Origin of the sequence: Nocardia grenadensis (assembly GCF_050942415.1) — a bacterium.
Classification (GTDB): Bacteria; Actinomycetota; Actinomycetes; order Mycobacteriales; family Mycobacteriaceae; genus Nocardia; species Nocardia grenadensis.
The window spans coordinates 489,412-507,937 of record NZ_CP192054.1; the positions used below are offsets into that span (position 1 = coordinate 489,412).

The 18,526-nt window shown below is 67.8% G+C and carries 16 protein-coding genes, 1 tRNA gene and 1 pseudogene; 11 read left to right on the forward strand and 7 right to left on the reverse strand.

Annotated features, from left to right (window positions below):
* Positions 1-18 precede the first annotated feature (18 nt).
* The 3 genes from ACQPYS_RS02280 to ACQPYS_RS02290 form a co-directional block, all read right to left on the reverse strand.
* Positions 19-91, reverse strand: a tRNA-Thr gene (locus tag ACQPYS_RS02280).
* Between the two features lie 174 nt (positions 92-265).
* A complete protein-coding gene (locus tag ACQPYS_RS02285) occupies positions 266-496 on the reverse strand; it encodes an MbtH family protein (RefSeq protein WP_063035441.1) in 231 nt (76 codons plus the stop codon).
* A 147-nt stretch (positions 497-643) separates the two neighbouring features.
* Positions 644-1,477, reverse strand: a complete 834-nt coding sequence (locus ACQPYS_RS02290; RefSeq protein ID WP_433491577.1) for an alpha/beta fold hydrolase — start codon at positions 1,475-1,477, stop codon at positions 644-646.
* 144 nt (positions 1,478-1,621) lie between these two features.
* Between ACQPYS_RS02290 and ACQPYS_RS02295 the strand changes: the two genes are divergently transcribed.
* The 3 genes and pseudogenes from ACQPYS_RS02295 to ACQPYS_RS02305 form a co-directional block, all read left to right on the forward strand.
* A complete protein-coding gene (locus ACQPYS_RS02295) occupies positions 1,622-1,792 on the forward strand; it encodes a hypothetical protein (RefSeq protein WP_169811879.1) in 171 nt (56 codons plus the stop codon).
* 91 nt (positions 1,793-1,883) lie between these two features.
* Positions 1,884-3,521 (forward strand): alpha,alpha-trehalose-phosphate synthase (UDP-forming), encoded by a 1,638-nt coding sequence (locus ACQPYS_RS02300; protein WP_245664495.1) that lies wholly within the window; start codon positions 1,884-1,886, stop codon positions 3,519-3,521.
* Between the two features lie 1,407 nt (positions 3,522-4,928).
* A pseudogene (locus tag ACQPYS_RS02305) lies at positions 4,929-5,476 on the forward strand (sensor histidine kinase); the annotation flags it as partial.
* 6 nt (positions 5,477-5,482) lie between these two features.
* On the opposite strand, the gene ACQPYS_RS02310 reads toward ACQPYS_RS02305, so the two are convergent.
* The gene (locus ACQPYS_RS02310; protein WP_063035445.1) at positions 5,483-5,908 is read right to left on the reverse strand and encodes an HIT family protein; all 426 of its coding nucleotides are present in this window, start codon (positions 5,906-5,908) and stop codon (positions 5,483-5,485) included.
* Between the two features lie 34 nt (positions 5,909-5,942).
* Positions 5,943-6,320, reverse strand: a complete 378-nt coding sequence (locus ACQPYS_RS02315; protein ID WP_030522883.1) for a PH domain-containing protein — start codon at positions 6,318-6,320, stop codon at positions 5,943-5,945.
* A gap of 186 nt (positions 6,321-6,506) precedes the next feature.
* Here ACQPYS_RS02315 and purD point away from each other — a divergent pair, with 186 nt between their 5' ends.
* Positions 6,507-7,778, forward strand: coding sequence for a phosphoribosylamine--glycine ligase (gene purD, locus ACQPYS_RS02320; protein WP_431940743.1), 1,272 nt, complete (start codon positions 6,507-6,509; stop codon positions 7,776-7,778).
* 69 nt (positions 7,779-7,847) lie between these two features.
* Here purD and ACQPYS_RS02325 read toward each other — a convergent pair whose 3' ends face one another.
* Positions 7,848-8,390, reverse strand: coding sequence for a transglycosylase SLT domain-containing protein (locus tag ACQPYS_RS02325; RefSeq protein WP_431940742.1), 543 nt, complete (start codon positions 8,388-8,390; stop codon positions 7,848-7,850).
* A 390-nt stretch (positions 8,391-8,780) separates the two neighbouring features.
* Complete coding sequence (locus ACQPYS_RS02330) at positions 8,781-10,316, reverse strand: peptidoglycan DD-metalloendopeptidase family protein (protein ID WP_433491578.1); 1,536 nt, start codon at positions 10,314-10,316, stop codon at positions 8,781-8,783.
* A gap of 54 nt (positions 10,317-10,370) precedes the next feature.
* Between ACQPYS_RS02330 and ACQPYS_RS02335 the strand changes: the two genes are divergently transcribed.
* The 7 genes from ACQPYS_RS02335 (at position 10,371) to ACQPYS_RS02365 (ending at position 18,456) form a co-directional block, all read left to right on the forward strand.
* A complete protein-coding gene (locus tag ACQPYS_RS02335) occupies positions 10,371-11,555 on the forward strand; it encodes a pyridoxal phosphate-dependent aminotransferase (RefSeq protein WP_157107161.1) in 1,185 nt (394 codons plus the stop codon).
* Positions 11,556-11,667: 112 nt separating this feature from the next.
* Positions 11,668-12,306, forward strand: coding sequence for a TetR/AcrR family transcriptional regulator (locus ACQPYS_RS02340; protein WP_063062236.1), 639 nt, complete (start codon positions 11,668-11,670; stop codon positions 12,304-12,306).
* Between the two features lie 6 nt (positions 12,307-12,312).
* Positions 12,313-13,740: an adenylosuccinate lyase gene (gene purB, locus ACQPYS_RS02345; protein ID WP_174551677.1), complete on the forward strand. Its 1,428-nt coding sequence runs from the start codon at positions 12,313-12,315 to the stop codon at positions 13,738-13,740.
* Positions 13,741-13,811: 71 nt separating this feature from the next.
* Positions 13,812-14,240 (forward strand): HIT family protein, encoded by a 429-nt coding sequence (locus ACQPYS_RS02350; protein ID WP_431940739.1) that lies wholly within the window; start codon positions 13,812-13,814, stop codon positions 14,238-14,240.
* 199 nt (positions 14,241-14,439) lie between these two features.
* Complete coding sequence (locus ACQPYS_RS02355; protein WP_433492953.1) at positions 14,440-15,372, forward strand: alpha/beta hydrolase; 933 nt, start codon at positions 14,440-14,442, stop codon at positions 15,370-15,372.
* Between the two features lie 69 nt (positions 15,373-15,441).
* Positions 15,442-17,616 (forward strand): S9 family peptidase, encoded by a 2,175-nt coding sequence (locus ACQPYS_RS02360; protein ID WP_433491579.1) that lies wholly within the window; start codon positions 15,442-15,444, stop codon positions 17,614-17,616.
* 138 nt (positions 17,617-17,754) lie between these two features.
* Positions 17,755-18,456 carry a DUF2334 domain-containing protein gene (locus ACQPYS_RS02365; RefSeq protein WP_433491580.1) on the forward strand — a complete coding sequence of 234 codons (702 nt, stop codon included), beginning with the start codon at positions 17,755-17,757 and terminating at the stop codon, positions 18,454-18,456.
* Positions 18,457-18,526 lie beyond the last annotated feature (70 nt).

Below are 18,526 nucleotides of genomic sequence, written 5' to 3' on the forward strand. Positions count from 1 at the left end.
GTGGGCCGGGGTGAGCGGAGCCGCCTGTGGGACTCGAACCCACAACCTACGCATTACAAGTACGTTGCGCTGCCAGTTGCGCCAAGGCGGCGGAGCGGCCGGAAATGCGGTCGCTCGGCAGCCGATCATACGGTGCGATTACCGAGTTCGCGAAATATGAGAGCCCGGCCATTGCACTCACGCATCCGCCGTGCCACACCTCGGAAGATATCGCACGAAAGGGATGTCGCCTGCGCCGGCCGGGCCCGCGAAAGCGGAGAACGGCCTATTTGCGGGCCGCCTCGTCCGCCGCCATGGCGTCACGCAGGCTCTTGGGCCGCATATCGGTCCAGTTCTGCTCCACGTACTCCACACAGGCCGCACGGCTTTCCTCACCGAAGACCACCCGCCAGCCGGCCGGGACTTCGGCGAAGGCGGGCCACAGGGAGTGCTGTTCTTCGTCGTTGACCAGTACGAAGAAGCGGCCGTCCTCGTCGTCGAACGGGTTGGTGCTCATTTCACCTCACTGGGGTACTCATAGGTTGCGGATTCGGATCTGTGTGGGCCCGCCCCGGCGGCTCGGGTCTGATCTCCGGCTGCCGTGTCGCGAACCCAAACGATGTGTCGACCCTAGCAAGCTCGGCGTTAGCTTTGGGCCCTCCCCTCACGCCGCGAAGAATTCCAGCAGGATCTTGTTCACCGCGTCCGGGCGCTCCAGATAGCCGTAGTGACCGGCATCGGGAACCTCCTGGTAACGCCCGCCCGGAATAGCGTCGGCGACCTCTCTGGCCAGGTACGGCGGGATCATCCGGTCGTCCGCGAAGCCGACGGCCAGGCAGGGCACCCGGATATCGCGGTAGGCGTGTAGCCGGTCGAACTCGTGGTCCATCCGGCGCTGCGCCCGGATCCCGGGCGACACCGGACCGCCGGTGAACTCGAACAGATCCAGCCAGTCGCGGGCCTTGTTCGTATCGGCCATAGTGGCCGGCGAGAGATTCATCACCGCGGTGAGCGCGGCCTCGTACTTGGCCGGCAGCCGCACCTCGTTCTCGTCCAGCTCGTGCTCGCCCAGCGACAGCGCCTTCTGGAACTGGTCCAGCCGGCCGTGGCCGGCGAGGAATACCGCCTTACGCACCAGTTCGGGTCGGGCCAGCGCGAGTTCCTGCGCCACCCTGGCACCCATCGAGGTGCCGGCCACGAGCGCGGGACCCTCGTCGAGGAACTCGATCAGGGCCGCCGTATCGGCCACCATCTCGTGGATGGTCATCCCGTCGGGGGCCTCGTAGCTGGGAGCGATACCCCGGTTGTCGAACGTGCACACCCGGTAACCGGCGGCGAGCAGGGCCGGCACCTGGTGCAGCTCCCATACCCGGCCGGGGCTACCAGTGCCCATGACGAGCACCACCAGCGGACCGCCGCCCTTGATATCGGTGCCCTTGGCGCGGTCTCCCTTGACCTGATAGTTGAGCGATATTCCGTTCACCGTGGCCAACGGCATGCTGCGGGCCCCTTCCTCATCGTTTCTGCTGCCAAAGGTATAGCCCCGGGGGCTCCGCCACGTTACCCGCGCCGGAAGCAGCCCCGACCCGGGACAGATACCATTGACATTTCACATACAAGCGCACCTGCCGGGAGGACTGAGATGGCCGCGAAGAGCAGCGCCAACGGTATCGCCGACGACGATCTGGAACCCCTCGCCGACGAGACCGCTCGTCAGGCGCAGCGGGTCGTGGCCGCCTATGCCGCCGATGCCGACGAATGCCGGATGCTCCTGTCGATGCTCGGTATCGGCCCCGGAGTCCGCACCGAGTAAGCAGCCGCCGGCGCCAACGGCGACGTCGGCGGATCCCCACACACAACTACATGGCGTTCAGCGCCGCGCAAAGGATGCGTGAGTGGACCAGATGACCGATCAGCCGTCCAGCGATTCCACCCCCGAGGATGAAAACGCCGTGTCCGCGGACCGGCCCGGAGACCGTAACGGCTCCGGGCCGGCAGGCAGCCCGATCGACCCGGCGGAGGCCCTCCCCGAGGCGGTGGACGCCGAACCCCTGCGCGAACGTGGGGCCGGTTCCGGTTTCGTGGTGGTGGCCAACCGGCTACCGGTCGATTTGGAGAAGCTGCCGGACGGCAGCAGTCGCTGGAAACGCAGCCCCGGCGGTCTGGTGACCGCGCTGGAGCCGGTGCTGCGCAGCAATCGGGGCGCCTGGGTCGGGTGGGCCGGTGTGCCCGATGTGGAGGTCGATCCCATCGTCGAGGACGGGCTGGAACTGCATCCGGTACCGCTGTCCGCGCAGGAGGTCGCCGACTACTACGAGGGCTTCTCCAACGCCACCCTCTGGCCGCTGTACCACGACGTCATCGTCCGCCCCGTCTACAACCGCACCTGGTGGTCGGCCTATGTCCAGGTGAACCGGCGTTTCGCGGAGGAGACCGCGAAGGTCGCCGCCGAGGGCGCCACCGTGTGGGTGCAGGACTACCAGCTGCAACTGGTGCCCAAGATGCTGCGGATGCTGCGACCGGATCTGACCATCGGGTTCTTCCTGCACATCCCGTTCCCGCCGGTGGAACTGTTCATGCAGATGCCGTGGCGGACCGAGATCGTGGAGGGACTGCTCGGCGCCGACCTGATCGGCTTCCATCTGCCCGGCGGCGCCCAGAACTTCCTCTACCTGGCCCGGCGTCTGGCCGGCCAGCCCACCTCGCGCGGCACCGTCGGAGTGCGGTCGAAGATGGGTGTGGTCCAGGTCGGATTCCGGACTGTGCGGGTCGGAGCCTTCCCCATCTCCATCGACTCCGCGGGCCTGGACGAACACTCACGGCGGCGCTCGGTGCGCGAACGGGCCGCCCGCATCCGCGCCGAACTGGGCAGTCCCAAGAACATCCTGCTCGGTGTCGACCGCCTCGATTACACGAAAGGCATCGACATCAGGCTCAACGCCCTCGAGGAACTGCTGGCCGAAGGGCGTGTCGATCCGGCGGAGACCGTGATGGTGCAGCTGGCCACGCCCAGCCGGGAGCGGGTCCAGAGCTATATCCAGATGCGCGGCGATATCGAACGGCAGGTCGGCCGTATCAACGGCGAGTTCGCCCGGGTGGGCTACCCCGTCGTCCACTATCTGCACCGCCCGATCGCCCGCGAAGAACTCATCTCCTTCTTCGTGGCCGCCGACGTCATGCTGGTGACGCCCCTGCGCGACGGTATGAACCTGGTCGCCAAGGAGTATGTCGCCTGCCATTCCGGCCTCAACGGAACCCTGGTGCTCAGCGAGTTCACCGGAGCCGCAGCCGAACTTCGCCAGTCCTATCTGTGCAACCCGCACGATCTGGACAGCGTCAAGGACGCCATTGTCGCCGCTCTCACCGACGACCGCGAAACCCGCCGCCGCCGGATGCGCTCGCTACGCCGCCAGGTCCTGGCCCACGACGTGGACCGCTGGGCCCGGGCGTTTTTGGACGCGCTGGCCCAGGGCCAGGTCGCGGGAAAGGCCTTGATGGCCGACCTGAACAACGAATACGAAGATTCCGGCCCACACGAGTAGCCGGGCGATGGTGAGCGGTCCGGTGGGGATACGGGCCGGATGGGGGGCGTGTCGCGGGGTGCCGACCTGGTTGCCGGCGCGCCGGATGTAGCCCGGCCGGCCCGGCGCCGGGCAGGCCTACCGCGGTAGGGGAATCCGATCGAGCCGGGGTCGGGTGGGCGTATTCCGGTGGTTGTGGACCGACGGCAGCAGGCGTTATCATATCGTTGCATTACGCCATGTAATGGAATCTCGGGGCCGGCGATGATCAAGTGACCGCTGGAAGTCCTCAGAGAATGGACAACAATGAAAAAGTCGACCATCTTCGCATCCAGAATCGCTGTTGTCGCAGCTTCGGTCGCGGCATTCCCCACAGTTCTCGGTTCCGCTGCGGCCCAAGCCGCACCGCAGGACTGTGTTGTCACTCGGGACCTGGTCGGCGCAACGGCGACATGCCATGACGACGCGCCCGCCGGACGGGAGTACGCACTGACCATCGAGTGTTTCGGCCTACACGGCGTGCCCAATGCGTTTCCCCTCATGGCCGTCGGCCCGTACCGGGGCTCGTGGAGCGGTTCCTTCAGCCCGTCCGGCACCGGAACGGCCTCGTGCTTGGGACCTATGAGTGTCGGGACCGCTACCAACGCTCAGGTAGTCATCTACCGGGACTGACCCTCGCGCGGTGGCAGTGAGCGGGATGCGGTAACCACCGTCCCCACGGAGCAGTTCGCGCGGGGTGGCGGCACGGCTCCTATGAAATCCGCATTCTCGCAGTAGATATCGAAATCAACCGCCCTGAAGGCGGGCTCTGGCCAGGAGACAATATGATCCGACCTGTTCTGTTCGCTGCTTCAGCGATGACCATCGCACTGGCTGTCGCCGGATGCGATGGTGGGCGTGCCGCCGAGGCCGGTCCGGCCACGTCCGGCACTGCTGCCGCATCTGTTACGACGACTACCGAAACCGCGGCGTCCACTTCGCCGCCTTCGATGCCCGTCGGCGAGGGCGCCGGACCCGATGCCGGACGGCCGGTGGAGGGACAGCCGGCACCGCCGGTAGAAGGGCCGGTGGCCGATCCCTGTGCCGAGGTGACCCGCGAGTACTTGATAACGACGTTGCGAATGACAGGGATGCCGCAGTATCCACTCGCTGATCTTCAGCAGGCGCGATGCAGCGGCAACTTCGCGTCGGCGATGGCATATCCGGAGGGCACCCTCCACCCGGTCATGTATCTGTTCGAGTACTCGGAGCAGAACGGGTACACGCACTGGCGCGTGATCGATGTAGGCGAGGGCCTCGACTGTGTGAACAGGCACGGCGTGCCCGCTGACGTAGGGAGCGCAATCGGCTGCGCCTCATAGTCCTGTTCTTCTGTTCCGGCCGGAGTACCGCCGCTCGGTCGGGCTCCGGCCGGGCCGGCTCGTACATCGGTCCGAGGAGAAGCGGCGCCGTTTCGTCGCCGACGCCGGCCACGAGTTGCGGACGCCGCTGACCACGATCAAGGGTTTCGCCGAGTTGAACCGGCAGGGCGCCACCGGGGATACGGGTATGCTGCTCGACCGGATCGAACGCAAATCGAAACGGACGGGCCTGCTGGTCGAGGATCTGCTGATGCCGGCCCGGCTCGATGCCGAGCGTCCGGTGGAACACGCGCCGGTCGACCTGCTGACCTTGACCAGCGTCGCCGTTGCACAGTGCGCGCGGCGTCGCCACCGCACGGGCCCGCCGGGACCCGGAGCATACGATCCGTTTCGAGGTGCGGCCCGGTTCCGGTACCGGCGAACCTGCTGAACAACCCGCTCGTGCACACCCCGCCCGATACCGTGCTGACCGCGCGGTCGACACCCGACCGGGAGGAGGTCCGGCTGGAGGTGGCCGATACCGGGCCGGGGAGGTCACCGGAACAGGCCGCGGGGGTCTTCGAGCGGTTCTACCGGGCCGACGATTCGCGCAGCCGGGGCAGCGGTGGGACCGGGCCTGAGTCAGGCGGGCACGTTCGCGCCGTGGCCGAGGTCGCGGAGCGCCTGCTTGATCCGTGCCTGCGCGTCGTCGAGGGACTCCGGCCGCGGGTTCGGGTCGGCGCCGGAGATATCGAAATTCCCCATGGTGAACGCCGGGAACACGTGTACGTGCAGATGCGGGACCTCGAGTCCCGCGATCAGCAGACCCGCCCGCGGCGCGTCCCAGGCCGCGCGCACGGCCTGGCCGATCTTCTGCGCGACTCCGTTCAGGCGCGCGAAGACCTCGGGCTCGATGTCCTGCCACTGATCGATCTCTTTGCGGGGCACCACGAGGGTGTGTCCCGGCGTCACCGGAGCGATGGTGAGAAACCCGACGAATTCGTCGTCCTCCCAGACGAACCGGCCCGGCAGGTCACCGGCGATGATCGCACTGAAAACAGAAGCCATGGGGCGAGACTAGTGTCGCCGCGCCCGCCACACCTCATGCCCCGACGAAGTGGGACAGAATTCCCTGTACCTCGTAGATGTCGACCTGGCGGTTGAACTTTTTCTGCAGTGGCGTGTCGGTGCCCGAGATCCACAGCACCAGCTCCGCGTCGAGGTCGAAGGTGCCCGCTGTCTCCACCGCGAAATGGGTGATCGAGCGGTAGGGGATGCTGTGGTAGCTCACCTTGCGGCCGGACAGGCCCTGTTTGTCGATGAGGATGAGCCGCCGGTTGGTGAACAGCATGGCGTCGCGGACGAGGATGTAGGCGGAGTAGACCTGTTCGCCGTTGCCGAGTAGCCGCTGGTATTCCTGTTGGGCCCGGGCCGGCTCCACCTGTCCGGCGTTTCCCATGATTCCGTCCATCAGACCCATTCGCACGTCCTCCCGTATGCGCGCACCGGGATCGCTGGGTCCGGCGCGCGGGTTGTCCACCTGTTCAAGGTGTTTCCTCCATCATCCACAGATGGTCGCCGGCGGGGTGAAGTCGCTGGTACCGGGCCGGGGCCGGCGGTGAACCTACCCCGCCGGGGATCGATACGGCACCTATAAGCTGTCCGGGTGCGAGTACTCGTCATCGGTTCCGGAGCCCGTGAACACGCCCTCGTCCTTGCGCTGTGCCGTGATCCGGCGGTGAGCGCGATCGTCGCCGCGCCCGGTAACGCCGGTATCGCCCAGCACGCGCAGGTGCGGCCGGTGGATCCGAGTTCCGGAGAAGCGGTGGCCGCGCTGGCCCGGGAGGTGGCCGCGGATCTGGTGGTGATCGGCCCGGAGGTGCCGCTGGTCCTGGGCGTGGCCGATGCGGTGCGCGCGGCCGGGATCGCCTGTTTCGGCCCGTCGGCCGCGGCAGCCCGGATCGAGGGATCGAAGGCATTCGCCAAGGATGTGATGGCGGTGGCCGGGGTCCGTACCGCGCACAGCGAGGTGGTGGACTCGCCCGCCGAATTGGATGCGGCGCTGGACCGTTTCGGCCCGACCTGGGTGGTCAAGGACGACGGGCTGGCCGCGGGCAAGGGTGTGGTGGTCACCCCCGACCGTTCGGTGGCCCGCGGGCATGCCGCCGAACTGCTCGAACAGGGCCATCCGGTGCTGTTGGAATCGTTCCTGGACGGCCCGGAGGTTTCGCTGTTCTGCCTGGTCGACGGGGAAACGGTGGTGCCGCTGCTGCCCGCGCAGGATCACAAGCGGGTGGGGGACGGTGATACCGGGCCCAATACCGGCGGAATGGGTGCCTACACACCGCTGCCGTGGCTGCCCGGCGGGACGGTCGAGCAGATCGTCGACGAGGTGGTGGCTCCGGTGGCCGCCGAATTGGTCCGGCGCGACGCCGCTTTCAGCGGTCTGCTGTACGCGGGGCTGGCAATGGGCGCGGCCGGGCCCGCGGTGGTGGAGTTCAACTGCCGGTTCGGTGACCCGGAGACCCAGGCGGTGCTCGCCCTGCTGGACAGCCCGCTCGGCGAACTGCTGTACGCCACCGCCACCGGCACTCTGGCCGAAACGTCCGCGCCGCGCTGGCGCGACGGCGCCGCGATCACCGTGGTGCTGGCCGCGGAGAACTATCCGGCCCGGCCGCGCTCGGGCGATGTGATCAGTGGTGCCGGGGACGCGGCGACCGACGACGCGGCGACGGTGCTGCATGCCGGGACGGCGCAGCGTGCGGATGGCGCGCTGGTCTCCGCGGGTGGGCGCGTGCTCAGTATCGTCGGCACCGGTACCGATCTGGCGGCGGCGCGGGAGGCGGCCTACGACCGTTTGGCCGGTATCAAACTGACCGGTAGCCACTACCGCTCCGATATCGGACTGGCCGCTGTCGAGGACCGTATCTCTCTCTGATACCCGGCGGTGCGGGCGGCGCTGCGGCGTGCGCTCGCCCGCACCGGGGCCGATCTTCCGACCGGCTGATCAGTAGGCTCCGAAGACGTTGTCGATGGAGCCGTAGCGGTGGGCGGCGTAGTTGCAGGCCGCGGCGATATTGGCGACCGGGTCGTAGATATCCCAGGAGGTGCCGTCCACGTGGTAGGCGGCGAACGTGGGATCGATGACCTGCATGAGCCCCTTCGATGGGGTGCCCGCCGCGGCATTGGAGTCCGAGAGATTGATCGCGTAGGGGTCACCGCTGGACTCGCGCATGGCATTCCGGTGGATGCCGTCGTAGCTGGCCGGGATGCCGTGCCGGCCGAGGACATGCAGTGCGTTGCGGATCCAGCCGTCCAGGTTGTTGGAGTAGGACACCGGTTGAATGGTCTCCGGTAGCGACTGCTGCAGCCCGTTCTGTTGCACCGGTGGCAGCTGCTGCTGCCACCGGTGGAGCTGCTGCTGTGCCTGCTGGGCCGGGGCTTGCAGTACTGCGGGTACACCGGTGATGGGTGCGTCGGCGTGCGCCTGGGTGGGTACCACGACGGCAGCGGCGACGGCGACGAGCGGTAACAGGTTTCGTAAACGCATGGGAACGGCTCTCCGACAGCGCGCAGGTTTCCGCCGCCGAGCGTCATGGCCGCCGGCGTAATCGTTGCGCTGCTTCTCGATTACTTGTGTTGGGAATGGGAGATTCAGTTGTCCGCGCCGATGGCACACTGCACCCGCCGGGGCGACCGGTCGCTCGGAATTTCGGAAGAACTCGATAACCGTGCGACAAACGAACTTGCGATTCGTTATCTGGCAAATCACAGATTGATTGCGGTAGGTTAACAGAAGTTAAACGAAAGTATAACGGTCGGTTTTATTCTGCTGAGAGAAATCGATGGACCAGGACTTACATCCGTGTAAGTCCTCCAGAAGGCCGTTATTCGGTGATCCAATTTTCGTGGTCTTCGAGATTCCCCCGGAGGTTCTGGCTCAGTTGTATGAAAGCCCGTGCAGTGCGAGCCAGCGCTGCGGATCGACGTGCTGACCGTCCAAGACGATCTCGAAATGCAGATGCGGTCCGGTGGAATCGCCGCGGTTGCCCATTCGTGCGATCTGCATACCGGCGGGGACCCGTTCCCCGACCGAGACGAAGAAATCGTACATATGGCCGTAGACCGAGATCGCGCCGTCGTCGTGCCGTATCCGCACCCACAGACCGAAACCGGCGGCCGGACCCGCATCGATTACGGTGCCGCTCGCGACGGCGTAGATCGGGGTGCCGATCGGGCCGGCGATATCGATACCGCGATGGAAGGTGCCCCACCGGCTGCCGAAACCGGAGGTGAAGGTGCCCGGCGCGGGCAGGACGTAACCACCGGCGCCGGGCGGCACGGCGCCGGGCGGGATCAGCCCGCCCTCGAGCCCGCCGGGCGCCGGCGCGGTATTGATCCAGGGCTGCTCCTGGCCGGCGACCGCGGCCGCGGCTTCGGCCTTGGCGCGTTCCAGAGTGGCCCGGGCGGCCGCGGCCACCACCGCCTGTTCGCGCAGGCGTTCCCCATTGTCGATGGCATCGAGATAGCGACGCACCGACGGCACCGGCGCGGACAACTGCAGCGGATGGGCGAGAGCCACGCGGTAGGCGATCCCGGGAGCCGGGCTCCGGTCGGTGACCGAGATACCCGCGGATCCGTCGCCCGCCGCCAGCAGCAGGGCGAGCAGTAGGACGCCGATGAGGACACGGTGGCGCCGGGCCGCGACGGCGATGTCCTCGGCGGACGGCCTGCGCGCGACGAGGTCGACGAGTTCGGCGCGGGTGGGACGGCGGGACCAGAGATCCACCGCGGATCGCCGCAGCCACCGGTGGGCGGCGACCACCGCGGATCGCCGCAGCCACCGGTGGGCGGCGACCACCCGGGGTCCCGGTGTCCGGGCCTGCGCGGCGGCGCGCTCCCGCCAGCCGGGGGCGATGACCAGGCCGCCACCGGTCGCTGCCGCGCGGTCCAGGGATGTGGACCGCGCGTCGGTGCCGGGTTCGGGATCGTCGGGACCGGGAGCGGGATCGTGACCTGTGGTTTCCGGCCGGCTGTCACCACCGCATGCCGGAGCTGTGGTTTCCGGTGCGTCGCCGGGGCCCGGACCCGTTGCCGCCGCGCCGGTGTGGGCCGCGCCGGGGTCGTGGTCGGCGGGATCATGCTCCGATCCGGTGGCAACCGCGCCGGGGTCGTGGTCGGCAGGAGCCTGCTCCGATCCGGTGTGGACCGCGCCGGAGTGATGTTCAGCGGATTCCTGCTCCGAGTCGTGCCGGGCCGGTGGTTTCCGGGCGGAGTGGGTGGCGAGTTCGTGACCGGCAGGTTCGGGCGGCGCGGTCGTCGCACCCGGGCGCGTGTCCCGGCGAATCGCCGCGGAAAGCGGGTGCACGGCCCGGTTCCAGCGTCGGCGCAGAGCCCCGGTCCCGCGCCCGGGCGCGGTGGAATCGGGGTCCTGTGTTGGCGGGCCGTCGGCCCGCCGGCCGGCCTTGTCGAGCATCAGAGCAGACCATAGCTGTCGAACCGCTCGAAGCAGTGTTCTACCGTCGGTCGGGTGTCCACTGAATCTCGGCGCTCGACCATCCCACCTTTCTACGTGATGGATGTCTGGAAAGCCGCCGCCGAACGCGCCCGAACGCACGGCGACGTACTGAGTCTCGCGGCCGGGCAGCCCTCGACACCGGCACCGGCACCGGTGCTACGGGCCACGAAAACCGCTATTGATGCCGAATTACTCGGTTACACAGAGACTTTCGGCATCCTGCCGCTACGTCAGGCGATCGCCGGGCATCATCACCGAACCTACGGTTACCCGGTGGATCCCGACGACGTCGTGGTCACCACCGGGTCCTCCGGCGCGTTCACCCTCATCTTCCTGGCGGCGTTCGATCCCGGTGACACGGTGGTGGTCGCACGCCCCGGCTACCCGGCCTACCGCAATACGCTGGCCGCGCTCGGCTGCCGGGTGGTCGAACTGGACTGTCGCGCCGAGACCAGGTTCCAGCCGACCGTGGCCATGCTCGAAGAACTTCCGGAACCGCCGCGGGGCCTGATCGTGGCCAGCCCCGCCAATCCGACCGGCACCATGATCGACCCCGACGAACTCGCGGCACTGGCCCGCTGGTGCGATACGCACGGCACGCTGTTGATCTCCGACGAGATCTATCACGGCATCACCTACGGCGGGGAGCGGACCGCCTCGGCCTGGGAGACCTCCCGCGCGGGAGTGGTCATCGGATCGGTGTCGAAGTACTTCTCGATGACCGGCTGGCGACTGGGCTGGATGCTGGCACCGCCCGCACTGCGCCCGGCGCTCCAGCGGCTGGCATCGAATATGACCGTCTGCCCGCCCGCGATCTCGCAGTACGCGGCACTGCACGCGTTCGGTGACGAAGCGCGAACCGAACTCGACGCGCATGTGCACCGGTACGCGGTCAACCGCGCCGTCCTGTTGGAAGGGCTGGCCGGGCTCGGTATCACCGACCTCGCGCCCGCCGACGGCGCCTTCTACGCCTACGCCGATATCGGGCACCTCACCGATGATTCCATGGCCTGGTGCGCGGACGTACTGGCCAACACCGGGGTGGCGCTGGCACCGGGCCTGGATTTCGACACCGTCAACGGGCATCACACCATCCGCCTGTCCTTCGCCGGGGCTACGGCGGAGATCGAAGCGGCGCTCACCCGGCTCCGGGACTACTTGCGGCAGAGCACAGGCCGACCCCGTGCACGGCAATGATTTTCCACAGTACGACAACATCGCCGCGTGGATGCGGTAGAAACATCGATGGTTGTTTCCCCTTTCCCTGATTTCGCACGGAAGTGTTCATGAAGACTGGCACGATGGCACGGTGATAACCGCGACGACTCCGAAGGGTGAACGGCGTCGCCAGGCGCTGGTGGCTGCCGCTGCCGAGTTACTGCTCGAAGGCGGTTTCGACGCGGTGCGGCATCGCTCGGTCGCGACCCGCGCCGAACTGCCGCTGGCCTCCACGACCTATTACTTCGAATCGCTCGAGGATCTGATCGCGCGGGCGGTCGAGTTCAGCGGCAACGCCGAACTCGAGGCCATGCGGCGGCGGATCGGCGAGGTGACCCACCGCCGCCGCGGTGCGGAGGCGACCGTAGACCTGGTGCTCGACCTGCTGATCGGTCCCGAGGGCGTGGACGAGGGCGCGCGCGGGCGGTTGATCGCCCGCTACGAACGCACCGTCGCCTCGGCCCGCCACCCCGAGCTGCGCGAGGTCCAGCTCCGACTACGCGGGCAGCTGGACGAGCTGCTTTCCGATGTGCTGCGCCGATCCGACCGGATGGTGCGGCCCGAACAACTGCGCAGGCTGGTCGCGGTGGTCGACGGCGCGGTGGTCGCCGCCCTCAGCGAATCCGACCCGCAACCCCGCCGGACGGCCCGTGGCGCGCTGCTGGAGGTCATCGATATCGTCGCTCCGGCGACGCACCAGCCGATCGACCGCTACCGGTCATTAGACTGACCGGACGTGACCTCAGACCTGATCCCCAATGTCCTCGCCACCCGCTACGCCAGCCCGCAGCTGGTGCATCTGTGGTCTCCCGAGCAGAAGATCGTGCTCGAGCGGCGGCTGTGGCTGGAGGTGCTGCGCGCTCAGGCCGAACTCGGTATCGATGTACCGCCCGGGGTCGTCGAGGACTACGAACGGGTCGTCGAACAGGTCGACCTGGCCGCCATCGCCGAACGGGAACGGGTGACCCGCCACGATGTGAAGGCCCGGATCGAGGAGTTCAACGCGCTCGCCGGACACGAACATGTGCACAAGGGGATGACCAGCCGCGATCTCACCGAGAACGTGGAGCAGTTGCAGATCCGCCTGTCGCTGGAACACATCCACTCCCACGGTGTGGCGGTGGCCGCCCGGTTGGCCGAACGGGCCGCCGAATATCAGACGCTGGTGATGGCCGGTCGCTCCCACAATGTCGCCGCGCAGGCCACCACGCTGGGCAAACGATTCGCCTCGGCCGCCGACGAACTACTCATCGGGCTCACCCGGCTGCGGGAACTCGTCGACCGCTATCCGCTGCGCGGGATCAAGGGCCCGATGGGTACCGCGCAGGACATGCTGGATCTGCTCGGCGGTGACGCCGCGAAACTGACCGCGCTCGAACAGCAGGTCTCCCGGCACCTGGGCTTCACCAGCGTGCTGACCAGCGTCGGCCAGGTCTATCCGCGTTCGCTGGACCACGATGTGCTGTCCGCGCTGGTGCAGATCGGTGCCGCGCAGTCCTCGCTGGCCCACACCATCCGGCTGATGGCCGGCCACGAACTGGTGACCGAGGGTTTCCAGCCGGGCCAGGTCGGCAGCTCGGCCATGCCGCACAAGATGAACACCCGCTCCTGCGAACGGGTCAACGGCCTGCAGGTGGTGCTGCGCGGATACGGCTCGATGGCCGCCGAACTGGCCGGTGCGCAGTGGAACGAAGGCGATGTCTTCTGCTCGGTGGTCCGCCGGGTCGCGCTGCCGGACGCCTTCTTCGCGATCGACGGCATGATGGAGACCTTCCTGACCGTGCTGGCCGAATTCGGTGCCTACCCGGCGGTGATCGCCAACGAACTCGATCGCTACCTGCCGTTCCTCGCCACCACGCGCATCCTCATGGCCGCGGTCCGGGCCGGTGTCGGCCGGGAAGCCGCACACGAAGTGATCAAGGAGCACGCGGTGGCGGTCGCGCTGGCGATGCGGGAACAGGGCCGCGAACCCGATCTGCTGGACCGCCTGGCCGCCGACGACCGTCTGCCCCTGGACCGGGCCGCCTTGGATGCCGCGCTGGCGGAGAAGTCGGCGTTCATCGGAGCGGCCGACGCGCAGGTGGCGGAGGTGGTGGCACAGGTGGGCAAGCTGACTTCCGCCTACCCGGAAGCTGCCCGGTATACGCCGTCGCCGATCCTTTGAGTTTCTGGCGCCGCCTGTGGCGCCGAGGGGGCCTCGACCCCGCGCGCCGAAGGCGCGCCAATATACACAGCATGGATCCGTATTCGATCTTTTCCGACATTGTGGCCGGGCGGGCGCCGGCGAGCCGGGTGTACGAGGACGACGATGTGCTCGCGTTCATGGATATCCGGCCGATGACGCCGGGGCATCTGCTGGTGGTGCCCAAGAAACCGGCGCGGGATCTCGCCGAGCTCGACCCGGTGCTCGGCGGGAAATTGTTCCAGGTGGGGCAGCTGCTGGCGGCGGCGTTGCGGGACAGTGAGGTGGCCTGCGACGGGGTGAATTTCTTCCTGGCCGACGGTGTGACCGCGGGGCAGGAGGTGTTCCATGTCCATCTGCACGTCATTCCCCGCACTCCGGGGGACGGATTCGGTTTGCGGGGGCGGCCGCGGACGCCGCCGCGGGCGGATCTGGACTATCTGGCCGGTTCCATCCGGGGCGCGCTGCAGCGGAGACGGTGAGTTTCCCACTCGGAGAGCGATTCCGCGGATCGTATCGATATGGACACGTAAGATCGTTTTTCGTCTACTGTCGGCATGTTTGCTGTGAATATGCCGATAGTGCGCTATCGCCGAGCGAGATGGTGAGCATTGGCATGAGCTAGTTTCCGGGGTGGGCCAGGGAGGTGCGATCGTGCGTTGTTTTCGGATAGCTGTACTGATGCTGGGGGTGATCGGTTTGGCTGCCGGGCTCCCTGTGCTCCGCCCCGCATCGGCGGCCGCGGCCGAAATCGTCCGGATCGATGAACTCGGCCCGACCCGTTCGGCGGTATTCGTCTCCTCGCCCGCCATGAACCAGGTCGTACAGGTGCAGGTGCTGCATCCGGCCGGGGGCGGCAGCCGGCCCACCTACTACCTGCTCGACGGGCTCGATCCCGGCGTCGGCCAGAGCACCTGGACCAATGCCACCGAGGCCGAACGTTTCTTCCTCGGCAAGAATGTCAATGTCGTCCTCCCGGTCGGCGGTAAGGCCAGCTATTTCACCGACTGGCAGCGCGACGATCCGGCCCTGGGCCGCTATCGGTGGGAGACGTTCCTGACCCGGGAACTACCGCCGATCATCGACGGCAATTTCGCCGGTGACGGGCAGAACGCGATCGGTGGCCTGTCCATGGGCGGGCACGCCGCCTATATCCTCGCCGCCCGGCATCCGCAGCTCTACACCGCGGTCGCCGGGTACAGCGCCTGCCCGGATACCGCGATGGCGGCCGGCGCGGTGCAGTTCTCCATCATGACCAGGGGCGGCGACCCGGCCAATATGTGGGGGCCCGTCGGCGGCCCGGACTGGGCGGCCCATGACCCGGCACTGATGCTGGACCGGTTGCGCGGCAAGACGCTGTTCCTGTCGACCGGTACCGGCCTGCCCGGACCGCACGAACTGGAGTTGAAACCGCAGCTGCCGGAGAACATCGTGCTCGGCGGGCCGATCGAATTCGCGGTCGACGCCTGTGTGATCTCGTTCGAGCACAAGGCGCGGGCCGCGGGGCTGCCGCTGCGGGTCGACTACAGCCCGGTCGGCACCCATTCGTGGTCGTACTGGAACGACCATCTGAAGGCGTCCTGGCCGATCATCGGCCCCGCGATCGGCGCCTGATCGTTCGGCCGGTACCCGCCGGATGCGGTCTCCGCCGGTGGTCCGGCGCGGGCCGCTACGGTGGTGGCCATGGCTGACAGTGGTAGTCCGGTAACCGACGCGGCGGCCGCGGCGGTCGCGCCCACGGCGAAGACGGTCCCGTTCGAGCGGGTACACCACGGCGACCGGTTCGTCGACGAATACGAATGGCTGCGGGACAAGGAGGACCCCGAGGTCATCGCCCACCTCGAGGCCGAGAACGCCTATACGGAGGCCCGGACGGCGCATCTCGCACCGCTGCGCGAGAAGATCTTCGACGAGATCAAGAGTCGCACCCAGGAAACCGATCTGTCGGTGCCGGCCAGGCTCGGTGAGTACTGGTACTACTCACGCAGCTACGAGGGCAAACAGTACGGCGTGCACTGCCGGTGCCCGATCGACGCGAACGCCGCCGGGATCGATGCCTGGACGCCGCCGCAGCTCGAGGCCGGGACCGAGATCCCCGGCGAACAGGTCCTGCTCGACAGCAATGTGCTGGCCGAAGGGCACGATTTCTTCGCCCTCGGCGCGTTCTCGGTGAGCCACGACGGGAATCTGCTGGCGTTCTCGGTGGACACCGCCGGCGACGAGCGCTACACCCTGCGTTTCATGGATCTGCGGACCGGGGAACTGCTCGGCGACGAGATCCCGCGGACGGCGCCCGGGGCCACCTGGTCACTGGACGGCAGCCACGTCTTCTATCAGACCGTCGACGAATCCTGGCGGCCCGATACCGTGTGGCGGCACCGGCTCGGCGACACTTCCGCCGCGGATGTGCAGGTTTTCCACGAGCCGGACGAGCGCTACTGGGTCAGCGTCGGCGCCACCCGGTCGGAGAAGTATCTGATGATCTGGGTGGGGTCCAAGATCACCACCGAGGGCTGGGTGCTGGAATCGGATGATCCGACCGGTGAGTTCCGGGTGCTGCTGCCCCGCCGCGAAGGGGTCGAGTATGCGGCGGAACACGCGGTGGTGGCGGGCGAGGACAGGTTCCTGATTCTGCACAACGATGTCGTGGACGGGGTGAAGGCGGAGAACTTCGTGCTGGCCGAGGCTCCGGCCGACGACCCGTCCCGGCTGCGCACTCTCATCGGGCACCGTGACGATGTGCGGCTCGAGGATGTCGACGCCTTCGCCGGGCAGTTGGTGCTCAGCTATCGCCGCGAGGCACTGCCCCGGGTGGCGGTATGGCCGCTGACCGCGGACGGCTACGGTGAACTGCGCGAGCTGGAATTCGAGCTGGAGCTCTACAGTGCCGGGCTAGGTTCCTGCCCGGAATGGAATCAGCCCACGCTGCGGCTCGGGCTCACCTCGTTCATCACGCCCACCCAGGTCTTCGACTATGTGGTGGAGACCGGTGCGGTGCTGCTGCGCAAGGAGCAACCGGTACTCGGCGGTTACGATGCGAACGATTATGTGCAGCACCGTGATTGGGCGGTGGCCGCGGACGGCACCCGGATTCCGATCTCGATCGTCGCCCGGCGCGATACCGACCGTGCCACCGGTCCGAAACCGTTGCTGCTCTATGGTTACGGCTCCTACGAGGCGAGTATGGACCCGGGTTTCTCGGTCTCGCGGCTGTCGCTGCTCGATCGCGGCATGGTCTTCGCGATCGCCCATGTGCGCGGCGGCGGTGAGATGGGCCGGCTCTGGTACGAGAACGGCAAAACACTCACCAAGAAGAACACCTTTACCGATTTCGTCTCCTGCGCACAGCATCTCGTCGACAACGGCACCACCGCGCCGGACCGGATGATCGCCGACGGCGGCAGCGCGGGCGGGCTGCTGGTGGGCGCGGTCGCCAATATCGCGCCGGAGCTGTTCGCCGGGGTGCTGGCCAATGTGCCGTTCGTCGACCCGCTCACCTCGATTCTCGATCCCTCGTTGCCGCTGACGGTGATCGAATGGGACGAGTGGGGAAATCCGCTGGCGGACAAAGACGTCTACGAATACATGAAGTCGTATTCGCCGTACGAGAACATCGCGGCCAAGGACTATCCTGCCATCCTGGCGATCACCAGCATCAACGACACCCGGGTGCTGTACGTGGAACCGGCGAAATGGGTCGCGAAACTGCGCGCCACCAAGACCGGTGATTCGCCGCTGCTGCTCAAAACCGAGATGAGCGCCGGGCACGGCGGGGTCAGCGGGCGATACGAGAAATGGCGCGAGGTCGCCTTTGAGTACGCCTGGGTGCTGGACACCGTCGGGCTCGGGGAGAGGTAGGCCCGCCGGGCGGCGACCGGATCGTGTCCCGATGTTCGCCGCCCGGCCATATCCGCTCCACGGGCCGGTCACCGGACCTGCATGCGCAGGTCATCGGTACTGCATGCCACGGACACCTGCGGCTGTCATTCTCGGTACATGAACGCTGAGCTGCTCGTTTCGGTATCGGGCGTCCGGGAAGCCACCCGGGACGCGGCGATCGGCTTCACCGAGGAGATGGATCAGCGTGGGGTGCGGTTGTCCCTGCTGGTGGCGCCGCGGCTGAAGGGCGGATACCGGCTCACCGAGGACCCCACCACCCTGGCATGGTTGCACGGCCGCCGCGGCCGCGGGGACGCCGTGGTGCTGCACGGCTACGACCAGGCCGCGACCAAACGGCGCCGGGCCGAGTTCGCGACGCTGCCCAGACACGAGGCGCTGTTGCGGCTGACCGCCGCCGACCGGACGATGGAGCAGGTCGGCCTGCGCACGCGCCTGTTCGCGGCGCCGCGCTGGGATGTTTCCGCCGGGGCGACCGCGGCGCTGCCCGAGCTCGGTTTCCGGCTTTCGCTCGGGTTGACCGGAATTTACGATCTGGAACGCAATTCGGTGCAAAAGGCGCGGGTGTACGGCATGGGGGAGGGGTTCCGCGCCGAACCCTGGTGGTGCCGCGCGCTGATACTGGGCGCCGCGCGCACCGCGCGGCGGGGCGGCGTCCTCCGCCTTGCGGTTTCGGCCGCGCAGCTGGGTCGGCCCGGTCCGCGGCAGGCGATACTGGACGCCGTGGACCTCGCGCTCTATCACGGGGCGCGCAGCGAGGTGTACCGCTGGGAGCCCGTCCGCTCGGTCCGCGCGGCCTGATACTCCGCCGCCCCATTCGGCGATAGCGGGCGGCGGCTCCTACTTTCCGAACCGGTCCGGGGGTGGACGC

Coding starts and splice junctions, on each gene's coding strand:
- ACQPYS_RS02325 (WP_431940742.1), bottom strand. CDS start 8,390: ATGCGTTTACGAAACCTGTTACCGCTCGTCGCCGTCGCCGCTGCCGTC.
- ACQPYS_RS02300 (WP_245664495.1), top strand. CDS start 1,884: ATGACCGATCAGCCGTCCAGCGATTCCACCCCCGAGGATGAAAACGCC.
- ACQPYS_RS02355 (WP_433492953.1), top strand. CDS start 14,440: ATGCTGGGGGTGATCGGTTTGGCTGCCGGGCTCCCTGTGCTCCGCCCC.
- ACQPYS_RS02350 (WP_431940739.1), top strand. CDS start 13,812: ATGGATCCGTATTCGATCTTTTCCGACATTGTGGCCGGGCGGGCGCCG.
- ACQPYS_RS02295 (WP_169811879.1), top strand. CDS start 1,622: ATGGCCGCGAAGAGCAGCGCCAACGGTATCGCCGACGACGATCTGGAA.
- ACQPYS_RS02360 (WP_433491579.1), top strand. CDS start 15,442: ATGGCTGACAGTGGTAGTCCGGTAACCGACGCGGCGGCCGCGGCGGTC.
- ACQPYS_RS02310 (WP_063035445.1), bottom strand. CDS start 5,908: ATGGCTTCTGTTTTCAGTGCGATCATCGCCGGTGACCTGCCGGGCCGG.
- ACQPYS_RS02330 (WP_433491578.1), bottom strand. CDS start 10,316: ATGCTCGACAAGGCCGGCCGGCGGGCCGACGGCCCGCCAACACAGGAC.
- ACQPYS_RS02315 (WP_030522883.1), bottom strand. CDS start 6,320: ATGGGTCTGATGGACGGAATCATGGGAAACGCCGGACAGGTGGAGCCG.
- ACQPYS_RS02365 (WP_433491580.1), top strand. CDS start 17,755: ATGAACGCTGAGCTGCTCGTTTCGGTATCGGGCGTCCGGGAAGCCACC.
- ACQPYS_RS02290 (WP_433491577.1), bottom strand. CDS start 1,477: ATGCCGTTGGCCACGGTGAACGGAATATCGCTCAACTATCAGGTCAAG.
- ACQPYS_RS02285 (WP_063035441.1), bottom strand. CDS start 496: ATGAGCACCAACCCGTTCGACGACGAGGACGGCCGCTTCTTCGTACTG.